Below are 26,077 nucleotides of genomic sequence, written 5' to 3' on the forward strand. Positions count from 1 at the left end.
TCCCTATAAAAATTTCACACTATTCTTAAGTTGGTCACGATACTTGGCCCCGATAGGAACTATCTTTCCGGAAACTACCGCAGTGTCATTGTCAAAATCTGTCAAAAACTGTAAATTGATAACCCAAGAGCGGTGCACCTGAATAAATTCGGCATGGCCATTAAGCTTTTCCAAAAAATTTGAAATGGTGGATTTAATGACGAAGGACTGATTGGAACATTTGATGTTGATGTAATCACCTTTTCCCTCGCAATAATGGATATCGGAGAATAATACTTTTTTGAATATACGATCGTCTTTCACAAAGATAAAATCCCCCGAATAAGCATCTGGGTCTACCTTCATGGCTGTTTCTTTGCATTTCTCTACGCCTCGGAGAAAATGGTCGTAACCAAACGGCTTCGGCAGGTAAAAACAAGCATTGGTTTCAAACGCAGAAATAGCATTTTGATGATTGGCAGAAATGATGATAAGTGAACCGGTGTATTGACTATGTTTCAGCAACTCAAACCCATTCATCTCCGGAAGCTCAATATCCAGGAATATCAGGTCGATTTGGGCTTTATTTTCTTTTAAGTAGTTTAAGCCTTCGATCGCATCGGTAAATGAGGCTTTCAATAGAATGTCCTTGGTTTTGGAAATATAGTAGGTCAACACCTCGATGGCGGCCGGATCGTCGTCAATTACAATACAATTCAACATCAATTTAGTTGGTTTTATAGGTGAAAAATAGAGAAAATAGCAGATTTTTTTTGAGATATGATTACTGTAATTTTCTAATTTGTTTTGCAGGAACACCTCCTACGAGTGTGTAAGCAGGTACGTCTTTTGTCACCACAGATCCAGCAGCCACTGTAGCGCCTCTTCCAATCTTTACGCCTTTGAGCACCATGGCCCTGGTGGCTATCCACACATCGTCCTCTATGACAATGCCTTCACTTTTTCCTGGTTCACGGCTAGCACCCACTTTATGAAAGTCGCCGTCCATGATAATCACCTGATTGGCAATTTGCACATTGGCTCCTATGCGTATGAGTTTACTCGCGGAAAGAATGGTCGCTGTATTTACGAAGGTGTTTTCACCAATCTCCAGCAGGGCACGTTTCCCTGCATATAATTGAGTCACTCCCATGTGCGACCAAATTCGCACACGGTCGTGGATCCTGATTGTGCCGCTGCCCTCCACCCGGGGGGTTCCTCTCAAAGCAACCAAACGTCCTAGCTCGCATTTTCTCAAGCGCATCCTAGCATTTACAAGTCGCCAAAACGCAGTAAATAACACAGGGAACACATGCCAATACGTCGTTAGACGCTCCAGATTATTTCGAAATGGACGGTCAAATAACTCCAGACTTTTTTCCGTAACCTTTTCTTTTATTTTATCTTTCAGCATATTTTAAATGATCCTTCATTTGAATATAGAACGAGAAATATTAAATTCAAAAAAAGGAATAATATAAAACAGATTAATTTTAAACCCGGATGTTAGTGATCGGGCATGATTTTAATTATATACTACAAATAATGATTTTAACACATATAAAAATGAACTTGGGAGCTTTGCGGGTGTCAAGTTCACTTTTTTTGAAAGTCACCATGGCTACAATTGCGCTACTGATTACTCACCATCTTTCAGCGCAGGATGATTCGCGAGAGATTGGCTATTTTGACCTAAATAAGAGAATCGAAGACCAGCTCCCACCGTTGGATTCTTTGATAGACCTTGCATTGATCAACCATCCCACGGTTAAACTAAACGAAGAGCTCATTGGATCGGCGGAAGCCAGGGTACGGCTTGCCAAAAAATCATGGTCCTCGCTTATCCGTGGATATGTAGACTATGGATATGGCAACCAAGCAATCATTGCGACGGGACCACAAGGAGGAGATCTATCCAACATTGCCAACGGCTACCGCGCAGGAGCCAACCTTAGCATCCCCCTTTCCGAAATTTATACCCGAAGGGATCGGATCAAGTTACAGGAACACGAGCTACAGGCTACATACTTTAAAACCAAAGAAATGGAGCTTACCATCACCAATCAAGTGATAGAAGAGTATAACATGGTGATCTCCTCCCAACGGATGATGAATATTCGTTACGACATGCAGCAAAAAGCAAAAAGCAACTTGATGCAGCTAGAACTGGAGTATGCCAACGGAGCTATTGATGGCACAGCGTATGTGAGAAATGCGGAAATATATGCCATCGCCCAATCGGAGTACGAAAGTGCCCGAATGAATTTTATGCGATCCATTCAGAAATTGGAGGTCTTGATCGGTATCCCGGTTATTGAAATTCTTAGGTAGTTATGACTTTAAAGCAACTCATCCGGCTTTTGCTGAGAAATTTTTGGCTGATCCTTCTGGTGCCCATCGCTGTTGGTATTGGGGTATTTTACCTTGCCCAGAATTTACCAATGCGTTTTGAAAGCTCCGCAATCGTTTTTACCAACCCTACCACGGACCGCGGGGTCAATGACGGTGGAGCTATCCGCATGGATTTTTACACCTCCAACAACTTATTTGATAATCTAACGCTCCTATTAAGGTCTCGGGAGACTGTCACCCAAGCATCCCTCAGATTGCTTTCATTGCACCTGATCCAAGATAAACCTGATCCAGAAATACTCCATGAGGAAAGCTTTGAGGAACTAAAAGCCCATATTGACGAGGATTTGAGAAATAAACTCGTAGTCCCAAATGACCTGGACCGAACACATCGCAGGGTGATCGAACACTTAGAGGCAAACCCCAAATCGCCTATTGAGTACCTTCTCCGGGAACATCCCACCTACAGTGTACCCAAAATCATCGAGGAATTGTTCGTGGCACGGAAAGCGTCCTCTGACATGATGGAAGTTACCTTTCGCTCCAGTAATGCCGCAAACTGCTACTACACATTGAAATTTATCACCGAGGCGTTTATGGAGCGCTACTCCGGCATCAAAGAAGCTGAGAACATCAATTCCATCCGATATTTTGAGGAGCAACTTCAACTCGCTCAACTAAAACTGCGAAATGCTGAGGGTGAGTTGAAAGAGTTTATGACGGAAAACCGCATACTCAACTACTACGAGCAGGGAAAATACCTAGACATCGCAAAACTGGAACACGAACAGGACGAAGAGCGCTCCAAACGTATTCTTTCCGGTACACTTTCCAACCTTTCCAAGATCGAGTCGCTATTTGAAGGTTTTGACAAACGACAGGCGTTGATTACCGAAATCAGTGAGGTGCAAAAAGAAATCGTGGCAAAGCAACTTGCTTTAGAAGGCGGACAACTTACCCGAAACGGAGACGAATACCGAAAGCAAATCACCGCTGAAATTGAGCAGCTGCACAAGAAAATCGAGGATATGTCCAACCTCCTTTTTAACAACAGTATTTCCCTGGAGGGACTACAGCGAAGAGAAGCACTGGATGAGTGGCTGAAGCTGAAACTCACCTACGAAGAACAGGTGCAAGCCATTGAAGTCATGCAAGAACGCAAGCAATACCTACAGGACAAAATCGATGAATTCGCTCCTTTGGGTGCCGAACTGAAGCGATTGGAACGGGAAGTTAGCGTAAACGAAAATCAGTACCTGTCCATCCTCCATGGCCTAAACATGGCCTACCTCAAAAAATATGATTTGGAGATGACATCACCCCAAAAGCTCATAGACGAACCATTCTTCCCTAAAAAACCTCTGGCATCCAAAAAGTTGTTTCTCGTAGTAGGCGGCATGTTTGGCAGTGGGTTTTTCACCGTTTCCTTGGTGATCCTGCTGTTTTTTATCGACCCCACGATCAAATCAGCCAAACAAGCGGAGAAATTGACCGGTTTGCCGGTAGGTGGCGGATGGATCAACGAAAAAAAGATTTCCAAGGCCGTATTCAAAGACGAAATGCGCTATCAGTTGATCACGCAGTTAGGTAACAATCTCAACCGATACCTCTCTCATGACAGCAAACCCCATTTCATTCTCCTTTATAGCCTCACAAAGGAAAGTGGAAAAAGCTTTCTCATCGAAATCTTAATCGAAAAGCTACTTGCCCAACAAAACACCGTGACCTATTTTGCCCCCCACGCCAATAAATCCGGACATAAGGTGAATTGCCAAACCTACGATCCATCGGTGGACCTGATGGAAGAAAAAAACCCTGCGTGGAACACGCGACTGTCGACCTGCCAGACAGATTATTTTATCTTGGAACTGCCCAATCTCACCGCATGCCACGCAAACTATTCCCTCATCAACCAGTCCGATGTGTGCGTATTAGTTTTGGACGCTGCACAGGCTTGGCCAGAGTCCAAGCAAATCGCACTGCAAAGCATCTCCGGGTCGGTTTCGGTGCCCCATCTAATCTGGATGAACAACCTGGGAGTCCAGGAGGTCGAGGACCTAAATGGCGAGATCCCGAAAAAGAGAAGTAAACTCAGACGATGGGTGAAAAGGATGGTTTCCTAACCGCACTTACCGATGGAGAACCAGGGGAAAATCAAGGTTTTTTTATTGATTGCAGCTACGATCCTGACGGCGTTGGTAATGGTGACCTACCTGAATATACTGGGTATCGCTGCTCTTTTTGCAATACCAATAGCCGTAGTCTTTTTTTATTGGGTGCTACAACATCCCCGAAATGCACTATACTTTACGATTGGTTGTGCCTTTATGGCCATAGGCGTTATTAGATACTTGCCCTCCCTTCCTTTGGGACTGACGGTGGATTTTGCGCTTATCCTCTCCATTGTTGCCGCAGCCTTTCATACCAACCTCAAGACGGACTTCAATAAATTGGAAAATGGATTGATGGTGGTGACCGGTATTTGGCTGCTGTACAATATAGCCCAGATTGCCAATCCGGAAGCCCGAAGTACCGCCGCATGGTTTTACGCCGTCCGTGGCACTGCCCTCTACATGGTGCTGACGATACCTATCACCCTACTCTATGCGCGAACCAACAAGGACCTTGATCGTTTTTTTAAACTGATATTCTCGTTTTCCTTACTCGCATCCATCTGGGGTCTCCGTCAATATATCTTTGGTGTGGATGCGGCCGAGGAGCGGTGGTTGAATACCGGGCCAAGGACCACCCACATCCTCTTTGGCAACCTCCGGGTCTTTTCCTTCTTTTCGGATGCCGGGCAATTCGGGGCTGGAATCGGCCATGCCGGGCTTATGGCCGCTATTTTGGCTGTAGGGCCATTTCCCACCAAGACCCGAATCACCTTGGGCGTAATGGCGTTGTTGTTTTTTTACCTGTTGGTGATTTCCGGGACCCGGGGAGCGCTGTTTGTACCGATTGCTGGAGCAATGGCGTATCTTTTTGCGTCAAAGAACTTTACCACTATGGGAACGGGTATCCTAGTCTTGGGAGCATTATTTTTCTTCTTGAAATTCAGCAATATCGGCAATCAAAACTACCAAATACGCCGCATGCGGTCCGCATTAGATCCGCAGGACGCCTCCCTGACGGTTAGAAAACTCAATCAGGAACGGTTTAAAATGTACCTTGCCACCCGACCGTTCGGCGGGGGAATTGGCACTTCCGGTTCTTGGGGACAGCGCTTCAGTCCCGGCACCTTTTTGGCCGAAACCCCCAACGACAGTTGGTACGTAAAAATCTGGGCAGAAATGGGCATAATCGGGCTATCACTGCACCTATTTATTCTGGCATATATTTCCCTCATAGGACTGCTGAAAATCTGGAAAGTAAAAGACCCACGCCTTCGGCAGAAACTCCTCGCTCTTTTTGCTGGAAATTTCGGCATATTAGTCGCCAGCTATGGAAACCCAATTCTCGGCCAAATGCCTACGGGAATCATTATTTACATGTCATGGGCCTACTTCTTCCTCGCCGTAGACTTAGACAACGAAATCCTAGAAAAACCAAAAATCACCCACACTCATGAAGCAACCGCTCGTCTCCATCATCACCATTAACTACAATGGACTGGAACATACGTTGGGCATGTTACAGTCATTCCGGAAAATAAATTATCCAAATCTGGAATACATAGTCGTAGACAATGCTTCGAAGGAAGATCCATCGCCCATTTTGGAAGCATATCCCGAGGTAATTCTAGTGCCAAATCCTGTAAATGAAGGCTTTGCAGGCGGAAATAACCGCGGAATGGAGATAGCAAAAGGCGAATACTTTTACCTTATCAACAACGATACGGAAATTCTTCCTGATAGCATTGATGCCTTGCTGAAGCGAGCCCAGTCCGACACCAAGGTAGGATTGGTCTGTCCCAAAATACGCTACTACGACGAACCCGACATTATCCAATATGCCGGGTACACGCCCATCAGCAAGCTAACAGGGAGAGGAACCGCTATAGGTTATATGGAGAGAGACGCAGGACAGTATGATCAGGCAAGGGTAACTGCACTGGCCCATGGGGCAGCCATGTTTATTCCCCGATCGGTGGTAGAGGAAGTGGGAATGATGGCTGAGCTATATTTTCTATACTACGAAGAGCTGGATTACTGCGAGCGGATCAAAAAGGCGGGCTTCGAAATTTGGTATGAACCCGCCTCGGTCATTCTTCACAAAGAATCGATGAGCGTGGGAAAAAAATCATTGCTGAAAACCTATTATATGAGTAGAAACCGCTGGGTATTTCTCCGCAGGAATATTGAGTGGCCGATATTTGCCATCACCATGATTTATTATTTCCTAATAGCAGTCCCCAAAAACGTTCTCTTTTACTTGTTCAAAGGCGAAACGTCCCACGCAAAGGCCTACCTAAGAGGCTTTTTTAACAGCTTTACAATCAAAAATCTGCACGATAACCCAGAACTTAAACCGCTGAGAAAATGAGGATAGGCATCGAAGCGCAGCGTATTTTCCGAAAGAAACGGCACGGCATGGACATGGTGGCAGTGGAACTGATTCGGCATTTGCAGGAAATTGACCAGACAAACGATTACTTCATCTTCGTCAACCAGGTAGAAGACAATTCCTGTATACAAGAAACTGCTAATTTCCGCATCATACAGCTAAAAGAGAGTCCCTACCCCATTTGGGAACAATGGCACCTTCCAAGGGCTGCGAAAAAATATCAGTTGGATGTATTGCACTGTACCAGTAACACTGCGCCCATCTGGGGCAAAACGCCTCTGGTATTAACCCTGCACGACATCATTTACTTGGAAAAAATCAGCCTAAAGTCTGGCACCTGGTATCAACGTCTGGGCAATTTGTACAGGCGGTGGAACGTACCCCGGGTAGTACCGCGTGCGTCCTTTGTTTTCACTGTGTCGGCCTTTGAGCAAAAACGGATACAGGAGCATTTCTCACAGATTCCCTACGACAAGATTCGGGTGGTCCACAATGGTGTAAGCCCCCATTTCCAACCGGTCTCGGAAGAGATCCAAGAAGTAAAACGACTTGAATACGGGCTTCCCGATCGGTTTATGCTTTTCTTGGGCAATACCGACCCTAAAAAAAACCTGATCGGTGTTCTCAAAGCACTCCTCCTGCTGGAAAAATCCGGCAAGCTGCCCCTACCGCTGGTGATGCCGGACTTTGGGGAGTCGGAACTCACGGCATTACTGGACAAAATCGGAGGCGCCACGCTTCGCCCAAAGATCCACCTAACCGGGTACATCCCCAATCAAGACCTGCCCGCTATCTACGCCAAAGCCCTTTTTTTTCTGTACCCATCCCTTCGTGAAAGCTTCGGACTACCTATCTTAGAGGCAATGGCATGTGGGTGCGCAGTGATCACCTCGAATACCTCTTCCATGCCTGAAATAGCCGGAGATTCTGCTCTTTTAGTCGACCCGTTTAACCCGGAAGAACTGGCCCAAGCGATGGCAAGCTTACTGGATAACGAAACCCTCCGAAAGGAACTAGCTGAAAAAGGCTTTCAAAGACCGCCACTTTTCAGTTACGCAGTAGGCGCGAAAAAAGTATGGGGCATGTATGAACAGGCAACCCGAATGAGGCCATGAGCGATAGAACGTACTGGCTGAGTTCCGGATTTTATACGATGATGCACCGAGGGATCGATTTTGTTTTGGGATTCGTCGGATTTATGCTGCTGGTTCGGATATTATCTCCCAACGACTTCGGAGTATGGGTACTGCTGATCACCATCACGGCTATCGTGGACATGGCCAGAAACGGATTCCTGCAAAATGGACTGATCAAGTTTCTGGTAAATCAGGACGCAACCAACCGGGCCAAGATTCAGGGGGCCGCGCTGTGGCTGAATGCTTTGCTGACGGGTATTTTCATCGCATTGCTTTGGATCTTTGCCGATCGTGCGGAATCCCTATTCAATGCTCCTGGGTTAGCAGAAATACTAAAGATTTTTACCGCAATATTACCGGTATTGGTGCTGCATACCCACAATTTGGTGCTGATGCAGGCTACCTACGATTTTAAAGCGTACTTTTTTGCAGGAGTCAGCAAGAGTTTGCCGCTATTTCTGTTCATTCTCTATTTTTTTTGGAATCCCGATGCACTGACGCTATCCCGATTGGCCTGGATACAAAATTTAACCTTCGCTATGGCTACGCTCATGTCGGCATATCAGGTCAAGGCCCATTTTCGCGTGATATGGGGTTGGCACAGGGAATGGGCTATTCAGATCTTCCATTTTGGAAAATACGTCTTTGGGACCAATCTAATCTCCATGCTGACAAACAGCCTGGACAAATTTCTACTCGGAGCCCTGCTGTCACCCGTTCAGGTGGCATTGGCCAATACCGCCGGAAGGGTGATGAACATGGTGGAAATCCCGGTTAATTCCATAGCATCCATCTCCTACCCCAAGGCGTCTGAAGCATACGACAAAGGAAAAATAAAAGAGGTAGCTGCTATTTACGAGAAAACACTGGGCATGATGTTAAGCATCACCCTACCCTTTTGGGTTATCAACCTGCTATTTGCCGAATATATTATTTTGTTTATAGCCGGGGAGGAATACTTGGATGCCGCGCCATTTCTACGCATCGTTGCGCTGATTGCACTCATTAAACCTTTGGATAGGCAGGCAGGCGTGTTTCTAGATGCCATCGGTAAGCCTTTCTTTAACATGATCATGGTATTTGGAACCTTTGTATATGGGGCCGCATTGAGCTATGTGTTCATTCAGCGCTTCGGATTGATGGGGGCGGCCTATGGCCTCGTATTGGCCGTGGGTATCACCGCGGTGATCAAGCAATTTATCCTCGCAAGGTTCCTTCCTATCCGGTTAGGTCGGGCACTTCTTGCGGGCATTAGGTACTACCCCGAGCTGCTTGGATTGATCTTATCAAAGTTAAAGAGAAAAGGCAAGTAGTTGGATTTAGCTGAAAATAGCCACTAATCTATCAATCCATCCTTCGCATAGTTGCGATTGACGAAGTTGCATAGTACATTTATCCATCTGAGCTTCACAAATAATCACGAAAAATCATGAACCAACCTATCGTACTGACCAACCTTTTTGAGAAAATCAACCAAGACATGGATTTTTTACGTGCCTGCTTCACGGAGGTACTCAATGACTTGCAAGAAAGCGAGTTGGCGGATTTTCTGGAATCGGGTGAGTTCCAAGAAAGTTTGATGATTGGAGATTTAAAGGAAAAACATGTGCAGCTTCTCAGCATCTACCTACAGCTAATGAATCTGGTAGAAGAAAATGCGGCTGTTCAATTTCGTCGAAAAATCATCAACGAAGGAGGAACGGCTTCCATTAGAGGTTCATGGGGCGAAACGCTAAACCGATGGAAGAAACAAGGCCTTACCGAAGAGCAGATGCTTGCCATCCTAAGCCATATACATGTCACTCCGGTACTTACAGCACACCCAACCGAAGCCAAACGCGTGTCGGTGCTGGACCTGCATCGAGAACTCTACCTGCTTCTGGTAAAGCGGGAAAACCAAAACTGGACTGCACCTGAGAAGAACCAAATTAAAGAGGAGATTCAGGGATTGATTGAGCGTTGGTGGCGTACCGGTGAGGTGTCGCTGGAGAAGCCGACCGTAGCGATGGAGCGGAAAAATGTGATGCATTACTTCAACAAGGTTTTTCCGAAAGCCCTTCATAAAACAGACAAACAGCTTCTCCAAAGTTGGGAGGAAATGGGGTTTGATCCAGGGCCCTTGCTGAATGCACGGACCTTTCCAAGGCTGCAATTTGGCAGTTGGGTGGGAGGCGACCGGGATGGGCATCCCTACGTAACCGCCTCAATTACGGCCGAAACCCTCACAGCCCACCGACAGCAGGCCCTTCAATTACTGGAAAAGGGATTGGTCCAACTGGGAGGCAACCTGAGTTATTCGGAAATAAGGAATCCCGTACCCTGGATATTGGAAAATGCCATTTCTTCCAAGCTCAAAAAAAGCGGGGCATTGGGTGAGCAGGCAGTAACTCGAAATCCGTACGAACCCTGGCGACAATTTGTAAACCTCATGGTCCTTGCACTGAACAACACCCAATCTGAAGGGTGGGATTCCGCCGCTTTCTTTTATCGGGATCCTGAGGAATTACTAGAAGATCTGGCGGTTTTGCGAAAAAGCCTTGAAAGCATCAATGCGCAACGTGTCGTTAGAGACGTGTTGTTCCCGTTGGAACGACAGGTCCTCAGTTTCGGGTTTCATCTGGCCAAATTGGACATTCGACAGAACAGCGAGTTCCACGAAAAAGCGATAGAGCAAATCCTAGCCAAGGTATTGCCAAACCGAAAACCCTACCGGGAATGGAACGAATCTGAGCGCGTAGCGTGGATAAACGAAGAGTTAAAAAACGAAAGACCCTTTGCCGTATCCGGTAGGTCCTTTGGCCCGGAAGCAGATAAGGTGTTGGACTGCTATCGGGTTATTTTTCAGCATGTCTCTAAGTATGGAACAAAGGGTATCGGCTCGTTTATCATCAGTATGACCAGAACGCTGAGCGATCTGTTGACCATCTACCTTTTCTTAAGGGAGGTTGGACTCAGCGAACATGCCTTTCGGATCGTCCCCCTATTTGAGACCATCGATGATCTAAACCGATCCGAAGAAGTAATGGAGGCGTTTCTCCAGCACCCGCTGCATCGTGAAAAATTGGAGACCTTATCCAATGTGCAGGAGGTCATGTTAGGATATAGCGACAGTAACAAGGACGGGGGAATCGTCAGCAGCCGGTGGCAGATATTTACCACAGAAAAAAAACTATCACAGCTCGGTAAAAAGCATGGGGTTAAACTTTGTTTTTTTCATGGCATAGGCGGAACCATTAGTCGGGGAGGTGGTAAATACCACCGTTTCTTGGAGAGCATGCCCCCCGGAAGCATGGATGGCAGTATGAAATTAACGGTTCAGGGCGAAACGATCGCCCAGCAATTTGCAAACCTCCTAAATGGGACCTACAACTTGGAAATGTTGCTTTCTGGGGTGGCCCTTCAAACTGGCCTGACGGTTTATCCTCCGGCACCGGAGGAGTATCCCGAATCAGCCATGAAAAAACTGACGGGATATGCCCACAATCACTACACGGACTTGATCAAACATCCCTCCTTTTTGGCTTTTTACAGTGAAGCCACGCCCATCGATGTGCTCGAGTTGAGTAAAATCGGATCCAGGCCTTCCCGTAGAACAGGAACACGCACTTTGGCTGACTTGAGGGCTATTCCATGGGTTTTCAGTTGGAGTCAATCCAGGTTCAACCTTACCGGCTGGTATGGATTAGGCAAAGGGATGGAAACGCTACGGATTTCAGACCCGGACCAATACGCCGCCTTGAAAACGTGTACGGAATCTTGGCCTTTTCTTCGGTACATCCTCATACAACTGGAAACCAACGTGATGACGGCCGACACCCAGTTGATGACCGAATATGCAGATATGGTCAAAGACGAAACGGTACGCAACGAAATGATGTCCAACATTCTGGAGGAACACCGAAGGTGTTTGACAGAATTGGATCTGCTATTCACCAAGCCCAGAGAAATCCGACGACAGAGTCAACTGCATAGCATGCAGCGAAGAGCCCTAGCCCTTCGGGTGCTCCACAAAATGCAAATTCATTTCCTGAAGGAATGGCGGCACAAAAAGAGTGATTCTTCAGTCAGCGACGAAGTGCTGGTTACCCGCATATTGGAGATCACCACAGCGCTTTCTAATGGGCTAAAAAACACAGGATAAAACGATCTGCTTAGGCTTCCCGACCGGTCCACCAATGGGACAAATACCTGAATTCACGTTTTCGGGCTGCCCACACATCGTCTATTTCCACTAAGTACGAATGCTCGGTGGCCATAAAATCCTTGTTGGCTTTTTTAATCTTAAGAAAGCCAGAGATTTGACCCATGACAAACAGGGGTATCTGTGGGATGGCACGCCGCACAGGCCTAGGAGCTCTATTCAACACCAAAATCCCCAAAAATCCCATTACGAAAGTAATGGCAGCAGCTAACAACGCTAATGACAACACCGGTTTAACGATCAGACCCAACACCATCAAGAAGAACGTTAGTGCCATCAACACCACCATCGGAGGCATCAGCACAGCCACCGAAAATAACATGGCGTTCCAATCTGCCCGCATGACTCCTTTGCCAAAAGCAACCAACGCCTGCAGGCTGTGCCGAAAATAGCTGTTAAGCCAACGTCCACGCTGCTTTCCTATCTGATGCGCTGCACTGATTTTCTCGTCAAAAATAATCGCTGCACCAGCATAGGCGATACGAAACCCATTGCTCACCATCTGAAGCTGCAGGGACTTGTCTTCCGATACCACCACACCTTTCTCCTTAAATTCCTCCATTTCTCTGGCAATATTATCTTGGTATAGGTCCAACCGAACGGACATGCCCGAACCCGCGATGGTTGAAGAGGAACCCAGTTGATATAGTGCTTTCCTAACGGCATAATCGTAGTAATATTCACCCAGCGCATCCAATGCTGCGTACGTGGTATCTATGTTTTTGGCTATTCGCTTCCCTTGAACCAGGTCAAATCCGGCCTGGTGGTAGCGATCCAGAACCGAGAGGAAATGATCAGGCACCAAGTTATCCGGATCGAATACCACTACATGCGAGTGCCCTTCTGCCAAATGCGTTAACGCATAGTCTAGAGACGCCACCTTACTGTGTAACGGAACCGGTGGTATGAGCAAACTAAAATGAGAATCGAAAAGCTGTGCGGTTGGATTTTCCACTACGTCTGCAACCAAATACACGTGAAAATGTGGATACCGCTGCGAAAGCAAGGACCGCACCAACGGCCAGGCAATGTCCAAATCCTTGTAAGCCGTGATAATACAGGCAAAGTTACTACTAGGCGTTGCCTCATCATCAGGTGTCACCTCATCTGCAATAAACACTGAAACCAAGGAAATGGCAAAGGGGAATACGAGGTAAAATCCGCAAAGTAGGGAGAGGGCTATCAGTATACTCAAAACGCTAAAATTTTGATGGTTTATTTAGTAAATTTACCATATTATTGAAGCTAATTCGATAATTCCATTTACTATTTTTGCCTTTTATGCCAAATCTTAGACAGCTTCCAATCGTCATGATCAGTATGTCCCGTTGGGACGGTGATTTTTCCTCCGCTGCGTGGTCCCTTGCCAAAACCTTCTCCAAAAATCAACCGGTTATCTACGTCGATTATCCCTATACCCTACTCGATTATTTTCGCGAACGGAAAAAAGATTCTGTCAGACAACGTAAGAGCGCCCTTTGGTGGGGTAGGAATCAGTTGAAACCTTTAAAGGCCTTTGGTGAACATTTGTTTGCGCTGACCCCTCGGCTGATGATTCCTGTCAACTGGCTACCTGAAGGAATTGTGTACCGTTTTCTCGCCGGGGTCAACGACCGCATCCTGGCCTCCGGCATCAAGCAGGCATTAAATTTGCTATGTTTGGGCGATTTTATCTTTTTCAATTCCTTCAACCCGCTCTACCTCTCCAAGCTACCAAGGGGTTTTGAGCCAGCATATTTCATCTATCAGTCCCGAGACAATATCCGTGCACTGGAACCCTACTTGCGCAAGCATGGTGCCCCTGCGGAAGTTCAGGCCATACGCCATGCGGACCTGAGCATAGTCACCTCCAGGCAGCTGCAGGCTGATTTAACCATGCTTTCCGGAAGACCCGTTAATTACCTTCCCAATGCAGCCGATTTCGAGACCTTCAGACGGGCATATTTAGCCCAAATTCCTGTTCCGAATGACTTGGAGGGTATCCCTCGACCCCTCATTGGGTATACCGGAAACATCTGCCACCGGTCAAATTACGACTTGCTGGCAAAAATTTGTACCAGGCATGCAGATAAGTCGGTTGTGATGATTGGACCCAGAAACCATTGGTCTAGTACTGACATCGACTTGGACGCGATACCCAACCTGTATTTTTTGGGGCCTAAGCCTATCGAGCTACTTCCCGACTACCTCGCCCATTTTGATGTGCTGATCCTCCCCTTTTTGATCAACGAGGTCACCAAAAGTATCTATCCCTTAAAAATCAACGAATACTTGGCATCCGGCAAACCCATCGTAGCTACTCCTTTTTCAGAGGATATCAAAGCCTTTGGTACGGTGATACGGCTGGAGGAGGATCCTGATAAATTCGCGGAATCGATTGGCGAGGAGATAAATTCTGATAATCCCGAAAAGCAAGCAGCAAGGCATCAGGTAGCCGCTGAGAACACTTGGGAAAACCGCGTAGCACAAATTTGGGAAATGGCCGAAAAAGCTACTACAAATAAAGTCCGCGATTAAACGTTTTCGCTCTGGAATAACGCCGGGATCGTACGAAGAATAATCTTGATATCGAACCAAACACTGAAGTTTTTGACGTAGTCGTTGTCCATGCTCAAGCGCTCTTCTTCGGACATTTCGCCTCGCCCTCTTTTCTCTACCTGCCACAATCCTGTAATACCTGCCGGCCCCAAAAACCGCAGCGCATACCGATCTGTGGTGATTTTTTCGGCCTCATAAAGCGGAAGGGGACGGTTGCCTACCAAGGACATGTCTCCCTTCAGTACGTTCCAAAGTTGGGGAAGCTCGTCAATACTGGTATTTCGGATAAACTTACCAATTTTGGTGATCCTTGGATCATCCTTGATCTTAATAAAAGCAGCTTCTTTATTGGTATGTTTTTTGGCCATATATAGCCGTTCACAGACCACCTTCTTGTCATCGTACAGCGGCTGCATGCAACCTCCGCCTGCCTGCTCGCAAAATTCGCAGATTTCCTTCACATCTGCCTCAGGGGCATCTTTACTATGCTGGGCAATGGTATATTGATTCAGGTGCTTCAAATTTTTCAATTTCGCATCCGCATCCGTTTGCATGGATCGGAGCTTGTAAAACTTAAAAATCGTATACCCGGTGCCTACCCGATAGGAGTAATAAAATACCGGACCTTTGGACTCCAACTTGATCAGAATACCTATTATCAAAAACAGGGGAGACAGCAACAGCAATGCAGTGCCGGAAGCTAGAATATCAACCAAACGCTTAATAAAAGGAATCTTATAGGGTTTCAAACGTGGGTCCATATGAATCTCCCGCTTGCTGTTGTTCAAAACTGGATGGCTGACTTGGAAATCCAATCTACTCTTCAGTCTTTTCTTTTTAAGCGGCAAATCAAAAAGATCTGTGACACCGCCTTTTAGCGCATCTTTCACGGTATCTGGTTTGATTTCGTCAACTACCAAGAAAAAAGGAGTATTGCTGTATCCCAAATCGATCATCGTCTTCCTTAATGCGATGCCATGCACATCCCTTATTGCCGATACACTTAGTACAAAGGTATAGTCTCGTTTATCTTTTGTCAGGGAGTTGTAAAAAAAAATACCGTTGGTAAAATGGATGATCTCATAGCTTTCTTCCAACACTCCAATAATTTGCCCCGACACCACGGAATCGGAGGAAATCAAGGCCATCACTGGCTTAGAATTATCCATATGTAGCTACTGTAGATACTCCAATTTACCCAACCTCCTCAAAATGGAGTTAATGCGGGCCTCCAACTCTTTGGGATTGAATGGTTTGACCATAAAATCATCCGCACCCGCATTTAAAATCGCAATCTTCTTTTCAGAAGACTCGGTAGCCGAGAGCATTATCACGGGAATAGTAGAGAAAAAACCAGAAGATCTAAGAAAAACAATAAACTCCTCCCCGCTGATTTCGGGCATATTTAAGTCACAAATGATGATGTCTGGAAGGTTTCCCTCCTGCATCCACGTAATCGCATCGGCAGGCTTATTGAGGACCTTTACCTGAAATTTTTCCTTAAAGTAATGCTGTATGATCAACAAAACGGAGGGTTCGTCGTCAATGGCGAGTATGTTTAGGGGCCCTTTCATGTGTTTATAATTTGTTCTTTAACGGTCAGATGGAATCTCGCACGTATTACAATCGTTCCTACGTGTGTTGCTTGCGTCATGCTCGATTTCATATGTCTATAATTGTTTAATTCATTCCGCAGCTCGGTGACAAGTTAGGCATCAAGTCATATGCCATTCGGTGCGATTCAGATGTCATCCCTGTCTGCCTCAGGCAGATTCGTTGTGTTTCAATATAGGTGATAAATGCAAAGCTGCTAATTTTGCTACTAATATACTATTCAAACACAAAAACAACAGAATAAAAGCATTTTATCTACAGGGAAATACTAAAAAAATAACTACTAAAATAAAGCTTCTTGGTACCAAAACGTATAAATATCAAATAAGTATATTCAAATAGCATTTTGGCGTATTTATTCGGGTAAAAAAAATACCAAGCATTTTTCAGGCTCGGTATTTTTTTCTTTCGTCTAGCAAATATCACCCATCCAAATCTACTAGCTCTTTGTCAAAATACGTGATGGTTTTTTCCAGCCCTTGGCGCAATTGGATTTTTGGTTCCCAATCCAACTCCTTTTTGGCCAAATCGATCACCGGCCTACGCTGCATCGGGTCGTCTTGGGGCAGGGGCAAAAACTTTAATTTGCTTTTTGAACCGGTAAGGTCTAACACATTCTCAGCGAGCTCAAGCATGGTAAATTCCACCGGATTGCCGATATTCACCGGTCCCGTAAACCCATCCCTACTATTCATTAGCTTATACATTCCGGATATCAAGTCATCTACGTAACAAAAGCTTCTTGTCTGGGTACCGTCTCCAAAAATGGTAATATCCTCTCCTTTAAGCGCCTGAACGATAAAATTACTTACTACCCTTCCATCGTATGGATTCATGCGCGGTCCGTAAGTATTGAAAATACGCATCACCTTAATTTTCAACTTATGTTGGCGGTTATAATCAAAAAACAAGGTTTCCGCGCAACGCTTCCCTTCGTCGTAACAGGCCCGGGGACCGGTGACACTCACACTTCCCTTATACGACTCGGGCTGAGGATGAATTTCTGGGTCACCATATACTTCACTGGTAGAAGCCTGCAAGATCTTAATTTTTAAGCGCTTGGCTAACCCCAACATGTTAATTGCACCAATCACGCTGGTCTTGGTAGTCTGAACCGGATCAAACTGATAGTGGATCGGGCTTGCCGGACACGCTAAGTTATAAATCTCATCCACTTCCACATACAATGGCATCGTCACATCGTGCCTCAAAAACTCAAAATTCTTGTTTTCCAGCAAGTGATGGATATTTTTCCGTCTGCCTGTAAAAAGATTATCCGCACACAACACCTCATTTCCTTCATTTAACAGTACATCGCAGAGGTGGCTTCCCAAAAAACCGGCTCCACCGGTAACTAAAATTCTTTTCATAATTCTAAACCTATAAAATGATTATCAACAAATTACCCAATAAAATCAACTCTTGAATGTTCGTTATTCCAAAACATAAAAATATGGATAAATTAAAAATATACGCTAATTTTTACTGCTTAAATTTCTACACCATCACTTTTTGGCAGACTTCCATGTAGGCATATTGTTCAATTTGTAGAGACAGTGTCTTATACTTCCGTTCCATTGGATCTGAGGAATTCCAGCCAGTTCTGTATCTTGTCTCCTTTTAATACCCTTGGAAATCTGTTTTGCCCCCCTTCTTTACCTTGCGCCTTTAACCATCCGTAAAAAAGTGAAGGAGAAACGATGCTTATCCTCACTTCTCTCAGGGCATGCATACGCTCCACCTTGTAATCATCATTGAGAACCTGGAGACATTCGTCTATTTTCGTTAATAGAACCTGCTCTTCGATTTCACCTTTACGATAGCCCCCTCGGAGTTTTGTCAAATTGGGGCAAATCGGCCCTATTTTTTACCCATTGGTGTAAAGAAGACAACTATTCGCGTATAATCCACTACTTTTACGTAAACAAGTAAACCTCTTTTAATCAAAAACAAAAAAACAACATGAACATTACCTACCTAGTCACATCCGTTTGCCTCTTTGTTGCGGTTACGCTAACTTCTTCGGCCCTCGCCCAAGATGGAAAGAGGGATCTGTATGAACTTAGAATTTATCACATAGAAAGCGAGGCTCAGGAAAAAATGATTGACAGCTACCTGAAGAATGCCTTCCTACCCGCGGCCCACCGCCATGGCATCAAGGAAGTGGGGGTATTCAAACCCATAGCCTCCCAGCCCGACGCGGGCAAGAAAGTGTACGTGTTTATCCCCTACCCGAATTCCAAGAGCTATTTTTCGTTGCCCGGAAAGCTGGCAAAGGACCAAGCGTACCAGTCTGCCGGAAGGGAATACATTCAGGCTGCACACGACAAGGCTCCCTACAAACGCATGGAAGTGGCGCTGATGCAGGCATTCACGGGCGCTCCTCGCTACAAAGCTTCCGGCGTGACCGGCCCTAAAAAAGACCGCATCTATGAGTTGAGAAGCTACGAAGCTGCAACGGAGCGACTGTATCAACAAAAAGTCAAAATGTTTAACTCCGGAGAAATTGATATCTTTGATAAGCTGAAGTTCAACCCGGTGTTTTATGCAGAAACGCTCGCAGGTGCCAACATGCCCAACCTAATGTACATGACCACCTTTGAAAATATGGAAGCCCGCAATGCTGGATGGGATGCGTTTCGCGTAGATCCCGACTGGGAGGCCATGAAAGACCTGGAGGAATACCGGAATACGGTATCCAAAAACGATACCCGTCTGTTGTACCCTACCGACTACTCAGACCTATAAGCAGATTATTGAAGAGGAAGCTACCCCGTTTCTGGTAGCTTCCTCTTCCATTTTTTAGACGAAGGTTTTTCCTTGGCACACCGATCAATGGACCGTGATTTTATCGACAAAGTACAAACGGTCACGCTTTAAAGCTTCCAGCCCCTTTTCCCATACTGCTTTTGCGCTAAGCAAGTAGCTGTCCGCGCGCAGTACCTTTCCAAAACGCAGCTCCCCCTCGTCCAACAAATGGGCCAAGCGGTCATAACGCTGCTCGTAACCTGAAAAATCATGCGGCAAATAACGCTTCTCCTGAACTGTTCCATCTGAAAAAATCAGCGAATATTCCCGTTCGGATCCAAACAAATAGGGGGGAATAACCTCCTCCTCTACCCCGTGCATACTGGTGTTTGGGCGTAATCCACAGCCCAAAAACAAGAGATAGCCTCCCGCTTCCCGCAATTTGGAAAAGGGTGAGTGGGGGCCTACCGGTGTTCGATCCTGCAAATGATCCTCCACAAACCAAGCGGCATCCGCTCCCCACGCACAGACACTGTGGGTTGGATGCATGCTTCGAAGGGCATCCCCATTGGTTCGGAAATATTCTGAAAGCGCCCCTACGCAGGAAGGCGTAGCGTTCAAGTCAAAAATCGGCTGCTCTTGGGTGACTGTCTTGTAGGACAACGCCGGCATCAGCAGGGTCCCTGAGGCCCCCAGCGCCGACTTCAGTGCAGCGAGTACCTGTTGAGCCCGCTGTGGGAACTCCCCCAATGACCGAAGGGACGCATGAACCAAGAGGCTACCTCCTTCACGAACGCCTAAGCGCTGCAAATCTTCGACAAGCTGGTCAATCTCCATGCCACCCAATGGATTTAAAGGACCTGGTGAGATCAGTGAGGGATTGCTCTACCCCCATGCGCTCCAGGGACGAGGCTCCCACAAAACCGTGGGCGGTAGTTTTGGAAAGTACCTCCCGTACATCCTCGGGCGTGTTGATAGGTCCCCCATGGCACAGAAAAAAAAGCTCGGGATTGATCTCTTTACATGCATCAATGATTTCCTGCGTCCTATCGATGGCTTCCTCCATACTACAAGTCGCCCCTGTAACCCCAATAGACCCCCCCACGGTGGTACCGACATGTGAAATGATGGCATCCGCACCGGCCTCGGCCATTTGACTGGCCTCCTCGGGCTTAGCCACGTAGACGATGGAAAACAAATCCATCTTGTCAGCAATGCGGACCATTTCCACCTCCTTGTCAAAGCCCATCCCGGTCTCTTCCAACACCTGCCGGAAATGCCCATCTACGATGGAATGCGTGGGAAAATTGTTGATACCGGAAAAACCCATTTCCTTCACTTTGAGCAAATGATGCCAGATGCGTCTGCGGGGATCTGATCCATGCACACCACAGATGACAGGAATCTCCTCCACGACTGGTAGCACCTCAAATTCACCTATTTCCATGGCCACCGCATTGGCGTCACCATAGGCCATCAAACCCGCCGTGGACCCATGCCCTGACATGCGGAAGCGTCCGGAGTTGTAGATGATGATCAGATCCGCGCCACCTTTTTCGATAAATTTCGCGCTGATACCCGTACCGGCACCCGCCGCTATAATGGCTTGTTGCTTATTCAATGTGCTTCTCAGCCGCTCACGTACTTCTTTACGCGTGTAAGGATTTCCCTTACCTGTCCATGGATTTGGCATATTCCTCTGCTTGGGTTAAATAAAAGATACCGCAATTTACCCTAAATCTAACGTTGATTCAAGCGTTTGTCTATCCGCTTGCCTGCGACGCACAAAGCTATCGAATGTATTTGATTTCAGCGAAAATAGCATTAACTTGAAAACCAGCAATATACCCAACCAAACCAGTAAAAACATGAAGATCCCCGCCATTTTTTACCCCGTGCGAACGTATGCTCCCACCCTCGCATTCGTTGCCATACTTCTGCTAGCAGCGTGCAACGCCAACCAACAACAGGACGGAAAAACCGACAGCGGCATCATCGAAGGACAGGTTACCGGTCCAGATGGCCCCGAACCTGGGGTCTGGGTGATCGCTGAAACCCATGATTTGCCCACGCGATTTGCCAAAATCGTGGTCACAGACGAAGAGGGCCGGTATCTTATCCCTGAACTACCGGATGCGACCTATGACGTGTGGGTGCGGGGGTATGGGCTGGTGGATTCAGAAAAAATACGCGTCCAACCCGGAACTGTCAAAAACCTAAGGGCGACGCTTGCGCCAGACAAAGCCGCAGCAGCCTACTATTACCCGGCAGGCTATTGGTACGCCCTGTTACATGTTCCGGATAAAAATCAATTTCCCGGAACCGGTCCCGACGGAAATGGCCTCTCCCCGGAGATAAAAAGCCAGGCCCATTTCCTTTGGCAGGTAAAATCCGGTACCTGTCTAGCCTGCCATCAATTAGGTGGCCTTGGAACCAGAAATATCCCGGAAGCATTGGGAAGCTTTGAATCAGGCGTGCATGCGTGGGAAAGACGGATACGATCTGGACAAGCTGGGGCGAACATGGTCTCCTCGGTGGCAAATTTAGGCAAAGAAGGCGTACTGAAGATGTTTGCCGACTGGACAGATCGAATAGCAGCGGGGGAGCTTCCAGAAACGCCAAAACGGCCCGAAGGGCTGGAACGAAACGTGGTGATCACCCAATGGGACTGGGCTGATCCCAAGGCCTACCTTCACGACTTAGTCACCACAGACCGACGAAACCCCACTGTAAATGGGTATGGCTTGATTTATGGCGCGCTGGAAGCCAGCGCAGATTACCTCCCTGTACTCGACCCGGTGAACCACACCATCAGTCAGGTGCCGCTTACCGTGCGTGACGAGGCCACCAAACCGGCTTCGGGAACCGAAATGCCCGCCCCCTCGCCCTATTGGGGAGACGAACCAATCTGGAATAGCAAAGCAAATGTGCATAACCCGATGTTTGATGAAAATGGCCGGGTATGGATTACAGCGGCGGTAAGGCCTCCTGAAAACCCCGACGTATTTCGAAAGGGCTCGAGTCACCCTTCTGCCCGTGTTTTTCCAATGGACCGCGCCAGCAGGCATCTAGGTGTCTACGATCCCGACACCAAAGAATACACCCATATCAGCACCGGCTTCAGCACCCACCACCTGATGTTTGCCGAAGATGAAAACAATACCCTTTGGACTAGTGGTGGCGGCCCAGTAGTAGGGTGGTTGGACGTGAAGAAATTTGACGAAACCGGCGACGAGGTTGCCTCCCAAGGCTGGACGCCTTTGATCCTCGACACCAACGGGAACGGTAGGCGGGATGACTATGTAGAACCCAACGACCCCGTTAACCCGCAAAAAGATAAGCGCATTGCAAAGGGGCTCTATGCAGTCTCGCCTGCCGCGGATGGATCCGTGTGGGGTTCCACGCTGGGCTACCCCGGAGGATTGATTCGCATAGAACCGGGAGATAACCCTTCTGAAACAGCCCTGACGGAATACTTTGAACTGCCCTTAGATGCGGAGGGGGAACCCGTAAAGGGCTTTTCCCCAAGAGGCATGGACATTGACCGCAATGGCATAGCTTGGGTAGCACTTGCGAGCGGTCACATGGCTAGCTTTGACCGGAGCAAGTGCAAGGGACCACTTATTGGCCCGGATGCTACCGGTCAGCATTGTCCCGAAGGCTGGACATTTTTCGTGGAGCCGCTTCCTCAAATGAAAGGTGTGACCTATGAAGGAAGCGCCGAAGGCAGCTATTATACCTGGGTAGACCAATTCAACACCTTTGGACTAGGCGAAAATATCCCGATTAATACCGGAAACGAATCAGAGGGACTTCTGGTCCTCAAAGACGGAGAGTGGGTAGTTCTCAGGGTTCCCTATCCGCTCGGGTTTTACACCAAGTGGGTAGATGGACGCATCGATGACCCCGACGCCGGCTGGAAAGGTAGAGGCCTTTGGGCCACCATCAGTACCCGCACCCCATTTCACATGGAAGGCGGAAAAGGCACCACCAGTAAAGTGTATCAATTTCAAATGAGGCCTGATCCGCTGGCGAAATAGCTAGGTAGTTAAGAATAGCTTGAACCACCCCTATCCATAAAAAGCCCTGATAGATCAATGCATCAATCAGGGCTTTTCGCTAGTGGGCTAAATGATGTTTGGTCGCTCTTTTTTACTTTCAAATTAATCCTTCCTACCTCATAATTCTATACTCATTTTATATAGTTACTTCAGTGTTTAAACCACTATGAACCAAACCACTCATCAAAATATTCGTCTATAAATCTACCTAATAGAGTAACCAGCCCGCCAATAGCGCCAAAAATACCCTCTTTTACTACACCTCCATATACACACATACCTAATCCTATAAGCATTACAAGTTTTCCTATAATTTTTGATGCTGAATGCTGCATAACTTCTTGTACGAAATAATTCTCAAGGATTACTTAATATATGCTATAATGTATATTTTAATATTTTCAATGGCCACAACTTGTCCCGGATTATCGGGATTGAATCTCGCATGTTTGACACACGAAAGTCTCCGAAATTCGCTTTTTGGATGCTCGATTTCCTATTACCTCAAATCGTGACCTACAATTCAGTGAACAGGAGCCGAGCGTTAAGAAATGATCCGCCTCGGTGGATCATTTTAGTAAAGGGCCGGGCTGTGGGGAGGACGAGACGCGAATGTGGTGTGAGAGGCGCTGCACCTCGTCAACTTAACGGTTAGCGAGGCGGTCTACTCGATAGGTTGCGTATTTTATGACTTATTTACTTTTAAATATTCTTCACCTTCTTTGGTTATTTTGTAAAGAAAATCAGTTAATGCCTGGATGGTTATATAGCCATTTCTTTCTAAATCCCTGCATCGATAAATAATACCTTCACGGTTCAGTCCTAAACCAGCTTCTTTTTCTAATTGCATTGTATAAATTCCTCTTTCTTTATGTTCTGCAATAATATTCAGCAATCTGGTTTGTTTTTCAGATAGCCCATCGGTTCTATCTTTATTGATAGTAGAGTTTTCTCTATGTTCTGTAATAATATTCAGCGATGGGGTTTGTTTTTCAGATAGCCCATCGGTTCTATCTTTATTAAAAGTAGAGTTATTAATTCCTAGGTCAATTGATTTAAATGCACGCTTGATTAAAATAACTATGATAGCGCCACCTATGAAAACTGCACTAATCCCAACATTAACAGATTTAAAATTTTGGCCAAAGAAATAAATTTCAGTTTCACCACTAGCTCCAAAATAAACTAACCATACACCTATCAATGCGAATCCAAGTCCAATTATAAATGTTCCGTAAATTATCGCTCTGATTAAAAGGGACTGATTATCTGACATCGTATTTGAGTATAATAAAATCTAAAGTACTTCTAAAGTTTTATATCTGCAACCCAATCGGTTCAGGCGTGGGAATTTACTCACTGTATTCATTATGTATAAGCGGCGTTCGTGATTTCCAATTCACCCCTACCTTCCCACAGAACTCCTGACGCGTCAGGACGTGAGGCTTGTATGTTAGTAGCTGGGCGTTCTTAATACTTGTTGGGTCATTTGTTCTTTCAGATTTCATTTTTAATTTATCGTATAACTCACATTTCGTCCGTTTCCTTGTTTTTCAATTAGTCCTTTTTTGACCAACTCTGACAAAATGCGTTTTACAGTTGGTGCAGGTATCGCCAACTTTTCAGCGATTTCTCCCGACTGTATGTTTGGACGATTTTGGATAATTATATAAATTGATTTTTCTTTATGCGAAAGTTGTGTCTCTGAACCGCTTTTTTGCAATTTTGTCAGCAGTTGTGACTGAATATTTGCCAAGCAATTCAAAAAGAATAGTATCCATTCGGTTACATCTTCGTTTGGGCGTTGCGCCTGACAACTTCTGAGAACTTGATAATATTCTTTTTTTCGATTTTCAATTTCGTGCTCAAAACTCACGTATTGTATCCATTTATAGCCATTTTTGAGCAGCAAAAGCGTTGAAATCAAACGGCTTAATCTACCGTTTCCATCTTGGAATGGGTGAACGCTCAAAAAATCATAAACAAAAGATGCTACTTTGATTAACGTGTGCACTTCCGTTTCTGAATGATACCAATGGATCAAATGCCTTATGGCGTCTTCGGTGGCAAATCCCGCTTGGGTGGTTTGAAAAATGATTTGTCGTGTGCCGTCAGGAAATGATGCTTCTACTGCGTTACTATGCACCTTATAATTGCCTTTGTGCCATTGGTCTTTGGCACTGTATTTCATCAAACCGTTGTGTAAAAACTTGATATGGCTTTCGGTAACGCCGATATTTTCATAAGATTCCGAAATCAAGTCCAATACTTCAAAATATCCGACTACCTCCTGCGAATCTCTGTCAGTAAGATTGGAAATGTCAATTTTATGAAGCAACACATCAACTTCTTCATCGCTCATCCTGTTGCCTTCAATACGGTTTGAAGCACCTACGCTTCGCACAGTGGCAATGCTTTTTAACTCTTTGAGGCTTTGTCCTTCTTTACGCTCAATAGCTGTCCAATTTGCATCAAAACGGTCTATTTTGCTGATTAAGTTAATCAGTTTCCAATCAATATCCAGCGTAAAATTATATACAATGTTTTTCAATTTGATTCGATTCGATACGCAAATATACGATGATGATCTGAAACTTCAAGTACGATTTGATACGTTTAGATAGGATTATGATACGAAAAGTGTCCTTGCTTTCAGTCGTTCGGATTTCGTGTTGTGGATTCGTTTCGCCTGGCTACTAATCGGGTCACGCAGGGGAATTTACTCACTGTATTTATTATTTCTAAGCGGCGTTCGTGATTTCCAATTCACCCCTACCTTCCCACGGAACTCCCGTAAAAACGGGAAAGGTAATGCGCTAGCTTCATTAGGTAGCGGTGGTTCTGCTTCTTTTCCATAAATCCTCCCCTGAATAATCAAGGTTGTAAATGAAGTCGAAACATGGTATGCTCACCCCTTCGCTCTACTCCCATTACAGGAGCTTCAA

Annotated in this window: 22 protein-coding genes; 10 read left to right on the forward strand and 12 right to left on the reverse strand. The window is 46.0% G+C overall.

What is annotated here, in order from left to right; genetic code table 11:
• Positions 1 to 3 precede the first annotated feature (3 nt).
• Together JJU34_RS01430 and JJU34_RS01435 are read right to left on the reverse strand one after the other, a co-directional pair.
• Positions 4 to 702, reverse strand: coding sequence for a LytTR family DNA-binding domain-containing protein (locus JJU34_RS01430; RefSeq protein ID WP_228690530.1), 699 nt, complete (start codon positions 700 to 702; stop codon positions 4 to 6).
• 61 nt (positions 703 to 763) lie between these two features.
• Complete coding sequence (locus tag JJU34_RS01435) at positions 764 to 1,393, reverse strand: acyltransferase (protein WP_228690531.1); 630 nt, start codon at positions 1,391 to 1,393, stop codon at positions 764 to 766.
• Between the two features lie 152 nt (positions 1,394 to 1,545).
• Here JJU34_RS01435 and JJU34_RS01440 point away from each other — a divergent pair, with 152 nt between their 5' ends.
• From JJU34_RS01440 to JJU34_RS01470, 7 genes are all read left to right on the forward strand, one after another.
• On the forward strand, positions 1,546 to 2,310 hold the full coding sequence (locus JJU34_RS01440) for a TolC family protein (protein ID WP_228690532.1): 765 nt from the start codon (positions 1,546 to 1,548) through the stop codon (positions 2,308 to 2,310).
• Between the two features lie 2 nt (positions 2,311 to 2,312).
• Entirely contained in the window at positions 2,313 to 4,454 is a 2,142-nt protein-coding gene (locus JJU34_RS01445) for a lipopolysaccharide biosynthesis protein (RefSeq protein ID WP_228690533.1), read from the forward strand.
• 12 nt (positions 4,455 to 4,466) lie between these two features.
• Positions 4,467 to 5,930: an O-antigen ligase family protein gene (locus JJU34_RS01450; RefSeq protein ID WP_228690534.1), complete on the forward strand. Its 1,464-nt coding sequence runs from the start codon at positions 4,467 to 4,469 to the stop codon at positions 5,928 to 5,930.
• On the forward strand, positions 5,896 to 6,813 hold the full coding sequence (locus tag JJU34_RS01455) for a glycosyltransferase family 2 protein (RefSeq protein WP_228690535.1): 918 nt from the start codon (positions 5,896 to 5,898) through the stop codon (positions 6,811 to 6,813). The genes JJU34_RS01450 and JJU34_RS01455 overlap by 35 nt, the downstream gene beginning before the upstream one ends.
• Entirely contained in the window at positions 6,810 to 7,949 is a 1,140-nt protein-coding gene (locus tag JJU34_RS01460; protein ID WP_228690536.1) for a glycosyltransferase family 1 protein, read from the forward strand. The genes JJU34_RS01455 and JJU34_RS01460 overlap by 4 nt, the downstream gene beginning before the upstream one ends.
• Positions 7,946 to 9,283: an oligosaccharide flippase family protein gene (locus JJU34_RS01465; RefSeq protein ID WP_228690537.1), complete on the forward strand. Its 1,338-nt coding sequence runs from the start codon at positions 7,946 to 7,948 to the stop codon at positions 9,281 to 9,283. Before JJU34_RS01460 ends, JJU34_RS01465 begins: the two co-directional genes overlap by 4 nt.
• A gap of 116 nt (positions 9,284 to 9,399) precedes the next feature.
• Positions 9,400 to 12,111: a phosphoenolpyruvate carboxylase gene (locus JJU34_RS01470; protein ID WP_228690538.1), complete on the forward strand. Its 2,712-nt coding sequence runs from the start codon at positions 9,400 to 9,402 to the stop codon at positions 12,109 to 12,111.
• A 10-nt stretch (positions 12,112 to 12,121) separates the two neighbouring features.
• Here the strand turns inward: JJU34_RS01470 and JJU34_RS01475 are convergent, their stop codons facing one another.
• Positions 12,122 to 13,366, reverse strand: a complete 1,245-nt coding sequence (locus tag JJU34_RS01475) for a glycosyltransferase (protein ID WP_228690539.1) — start codon at positions 13,364 to 13,366, stop codon at positions 12,122 to 12,124.
• Between the two features lie 86 nt (positions 13,367 to 13,452).
• Between JJU34_RS01475 and JJU34_RS01480 the strand changes: the two genes are divergently transcribed.
• Positions 13,453 to 14,688 (forward strand): glycosyltransferase, encoded by a 1,236-nt coding sequence (locus tag JJU34_RS01480; RefSeq protein WP_228690540.1) that lies wholly within the window; start codon positions 13,453 to 13,455, stop codon positions 14,686 to 14,688.
• Here the strand turns inward: JJU34_RS01480 and JJU34_RS01485 are convergent.
• From JJU34_RS01485 to JJU34_RS01500, 4 genes are all read right to left on the reverse strand, one after another.
• Positions 14,685 to 15,878, reverse strand: a complete 1,194-nt coding sequence (locus JJU34_RS01485) for a sugar transferase (RefSeq protein ID WP_301005302.1) — start codon at positions 15,876 to 15,878, stop codon at positions 14,685 to 14,687. The two genes, JJU34_RS01480 and JJU34_RS01485, sit on opposite strands and share 4 nt — an antisense overlap.
• A 6-nt stretch (positions 15,879 to 15,884) precedes the next feature.
• Positions 15,885 to 16,283 (reverse strand): response regulator transcription factor, encoded by a 399-nt coding sequence (locus JJU34_RS01490; protein ID WP_228690541.1) that lies wholly within the window; start codon positions 16,281 to 16,283, stop codon positions 15,885 to 15,887.
• Positions 16,284 to 16,745: 462 nt separating this feature from the next.
• On the reverse strand, positions 16,746 to 17,693 hold the full coding sequence (locus tag JJU34_RS01495) for a UDP-glucuronic acid decarboxylase family protein (protein WP_228690542.1): 948 nt from the start codon (positions 17,691 to 17,693) through the stop codon (positions 16,746 to 16,748).
• Positions 17,694 to 17,884: 191 nt separating this feature from the next.
• Complete coding sequence (locus JJU34_RS01500) at positions 17,885 to 18,166, reverse strand: GH3 auxin-responsive promoter family protein (protein WP_228690543.1); 282 nt, start codon at positions 18,164 to 18,166, stop codon at positions 17,885 to 17,887.
• Positions 18,167 to 18,285: 119 nt separating this feature from the next.
• Here JJU34_RS01500 and JJU34_RS01505 point away from each other — a divergent pair, with 119 nt between their 5' ends.
• On the forward strand, positions 18,286 to 19,071 hold the full coding sequence (locus tag JJU34_RS01505) for an NIPSNAP family protein (protein ID WP_228690544.1): 786 nt from the start codon (positions 18,286 to 18,288) through the stop codon (positions 19,069 to 19,071).
• An 84-nt stretch (positions 19,072 to 19,155) separates the two neighbouring features.
• On the opposite strand, the gene JJU34_RS01510 is transcribed toward JJU34_RS01505, so the two are convergent.
• Together JJU34_RS01510 and JJU34_RS01515 are read right to left on the reverse strand one after the other, a co-directional pair.
• Positions 19,156 to 19,908 (reverse strand): AAC(3) family N-acetyltransferase, encoded by a 753-nt coding sequence (locus JJU34_RS01510; RefSeq protein WP_228690545.1) that lies wholly within the window; start codon positions 19,906 to 19,908, stop codon positions 19,156 to 19,158.
• Positions 19,898 to 20,764 carry a phosphoenolpyruvate hydrolase family protein gene (locus JJU34_RS01515; RefSeq protein WP_228690546.1) on the reverse strand — a complete coding sequence of 289 codons (867 nt, stop codon included), beginning with the start codon at positions 20,762 to 20,764 and terminating at the stop codon, positions 19,898 to 19,900. Before JJU34_RS01515 ends, JJU34_RS01510 begins: the two co-directional genes overlap by 11 nt.
• Positions 20,765 to 20,939: 175 nt before the next feature.
• Between JJU34_RS01515 and JJU34_RS01520 the strand changes: the two genes are divergently transcribed.
• Positions 20,940 to 23,111 (forward strand): carboxypeptidase-like regulatory domain-containing protein, encoded by a 2,172-nt coding sequence (locus JJU34_RS01520; RefSeq protein ID WP_228690547.1) that lies wholly within the window; start codon positions 20,940 to 20,942, stop codon positions 23,109 to 23,111.
• Between the two features lie 185 nt (positions 23,112 to 23,296).
• On the opposite strand, the gene JJU34_RS01525 is transcribed toward JJU34_RS01520, so the two are convergent.
• The 3 genes from JJU34_RS01525 to JJU34_RS01535 all read right to left on the reverse strand — a co-directional run bounded on the left by JJU34_RS01525 (position 23,297) and on the right by JJU34_RS01535 (position 25,683).
• The gene (locus JJU34_RS01525) at positions 23,297 to 23,467 is read right to left on the reverse strand and encodes a hypothetical protein (protein ID WP_228690548.1); all 171 of its coding nucleotides are present in this window, start codon (positions 23,465 to 23,467) and stop codon (positions 23,297 to 23,299) included.
• A gap of 350 nt (positions 23,468 to 23,817) precedes the next feature.
• Positions 23,818 to 24,408, reverse strand: coding sequence for a hypothetical protein (locus JJU34_RS01530; protein WP_228690549.1), 591 nt, complete (start codon positions 24,406 to 24,408; stop codon positions 23,818 to 23,820).
• A 234-nt stretch (positions 24,409 to 24,642) separates the two neighbouring features.
• A complete protein-coding gene (locus JJU34_RS01535; protein ID WP_228690550.1) occupies positions 24,643 to 25,683 on the reverse strand; it encodes a Fic family protein in 1,041 nt (346 codons plus the stop codon).
• Between the last annotated feature and the right edge of the window lie 394 nt (positions 25,684 to 26,077).

The sequence above is a fragment of the Lunatimonas sp. genome (genome assembly GCF_020832325.1).
GTDB lineage: Bacteria > Bacteroidota > Bacteroidia > Cytophagales > Cyclobacteriaceae > Lunatimonas.

What these genes read in the sequence shown, in the direction of transcription:
- JJU34_RS01430 (WP_228690530.1), bottom strand. Translation starts at nt 702, where the DNA reads ATGTTGAATTGTATTGTAATTGACGACGATCCGGCCGCCATCGAGGTG.
- JJU34_RS01435 (WP_228690531.1), bottom strand. Translation starts at nt 1,393, where the DNA reads ATGCTGAAAGATAAAATAAAAGAAAAGGTTACGGAAAAAAGTCTGGAG.
- JJU34_RS01440 (WP_228690532.1), top strand. Translation starts at nt 1,546, where the DNA reads ATGAACTTGGGAGCTTTGCGGGTGTCAAGTTCACTTTTTTTGAAAGTC.
- JJU34_RS01445 (WP_228690533.1), top strand. Translation starts at nt 2,313, where the DNA reads ATGACTTTAAAGCAACTCATCCGGCTTTTGCTGAGAAATTTTTGGCTG.
- JJU34_RS01450 (WP_228690534.1), top strand. Translation starts at nt 4,467, where the DNA reads ATGGAGAACCAGGGGAAAATCAAGGTTTTTTTATTGATTGCAGCTACG.
- JJU34_RS01455 (WP_228690535.1), top strand. Translation starts at nt 5,896, where the DNA reads ATGAAGCAACCGCTCGTCTCCATCATCACCATTAACTACAATGGACTG.
- JJU34_RS01460 (WP_228690536.1), top strand. Translation starts at nt 6,810, where the DNA reads ATGAGGATAGGCATCGAAGCGCAGCGTATTTTCCGAAAGAAACGGCAC.
- JJU34_RS01465 (WP_228690537.1), top strand. Translation starts at nt 7,946, where the DNA reads ATGAGCGATAGAACGTACTGGCTGAGTTCCGGATTTTATACGATGATG.
- JJU34_RS01470 (WP_228690538.1), top strand. Translation starts at nt 9,400, where the DNA reads ATGAACCAACCTATCGTACTGACCAACCTTTTTGAGAAAATCAACCAA.
- JJU34_RS01480 (WP_228690540.1), top strand. Translation starts at nt 13,453, where the DNA reads ATGCCAAATCTTAGACAGCTTCCAATCGTCATGATCAGTATGTCCCGT.
- JJU34_RS01485 (WP_301005302.1), bottom strand. Translation starts at nt 15,878, where the DNA reads ATGGATAATTCTAAGCCAGTGATGGCCTTGATTTCCTCCGATTCCGTG.
- JJU34_RS01490 (WP_228690541.1), bottom strand. Translation starts at nt 16,283, where the DNA reads ATGAAAGGGCCCCTAAACATACTCGCCATTGACGACGAACCCTCCGTT.
- JJU34_RS01495 (WP_228690542.1), bottom strand. Translation starts at nt 17,693, where the DNA reads ATGAAAAGAATTTTAGTTACCGGTGGAGCCGGTTTTTTGGGAAGCCAC.
- JJU34_RS01505 (WP_228690544.1), top strand. Translation starts at nt 18,286, where the DNA reads ATGAACATTACCTACCTAGTCACATCCGTTTGCCTCTTTGTTGCGGTT.
- JJU34_RS01510 (WP_228690545.1), bottom strand. Translation starts at nt 19,908, where the DNA reads ATGGAGATTGACCAGCTTGTCGAAGATTTGCAGCGCTTAGGCGTTCGT.
- JJU34_RS01515 (WP_228690546.1), bottom strand. Translation starts at nt 20,764, where the DNA reads ATGCCAAATCCATGGACAGGTAAGGGAAATCCTTACACGCGTAAAGAA.
- JJU34_RS01520 (WP_228690547.1), top strand. Translation starts at nt 20,940, where the DNA reads ATGAAGATCCCCGCCATTTTTTACCCCGTGCGAACGTATGCTCCCACC.
- JJU34_RS01525 (WP_228690548.1), bottom strand. Translation starts at nt 23,467, where the DNA reads ATGCAGCATTCAGCATCAAAAATTATAGGAAAACTTGTAATGCTTATA.
- JJU34_RS01530 (WP_228690549.1), bottom strand. Translation starts at nt 24,408, where the DNA reads ATGTCAGATAATCAGTCCCTTTTAATCAGAGCGATAATTTACGGAACA.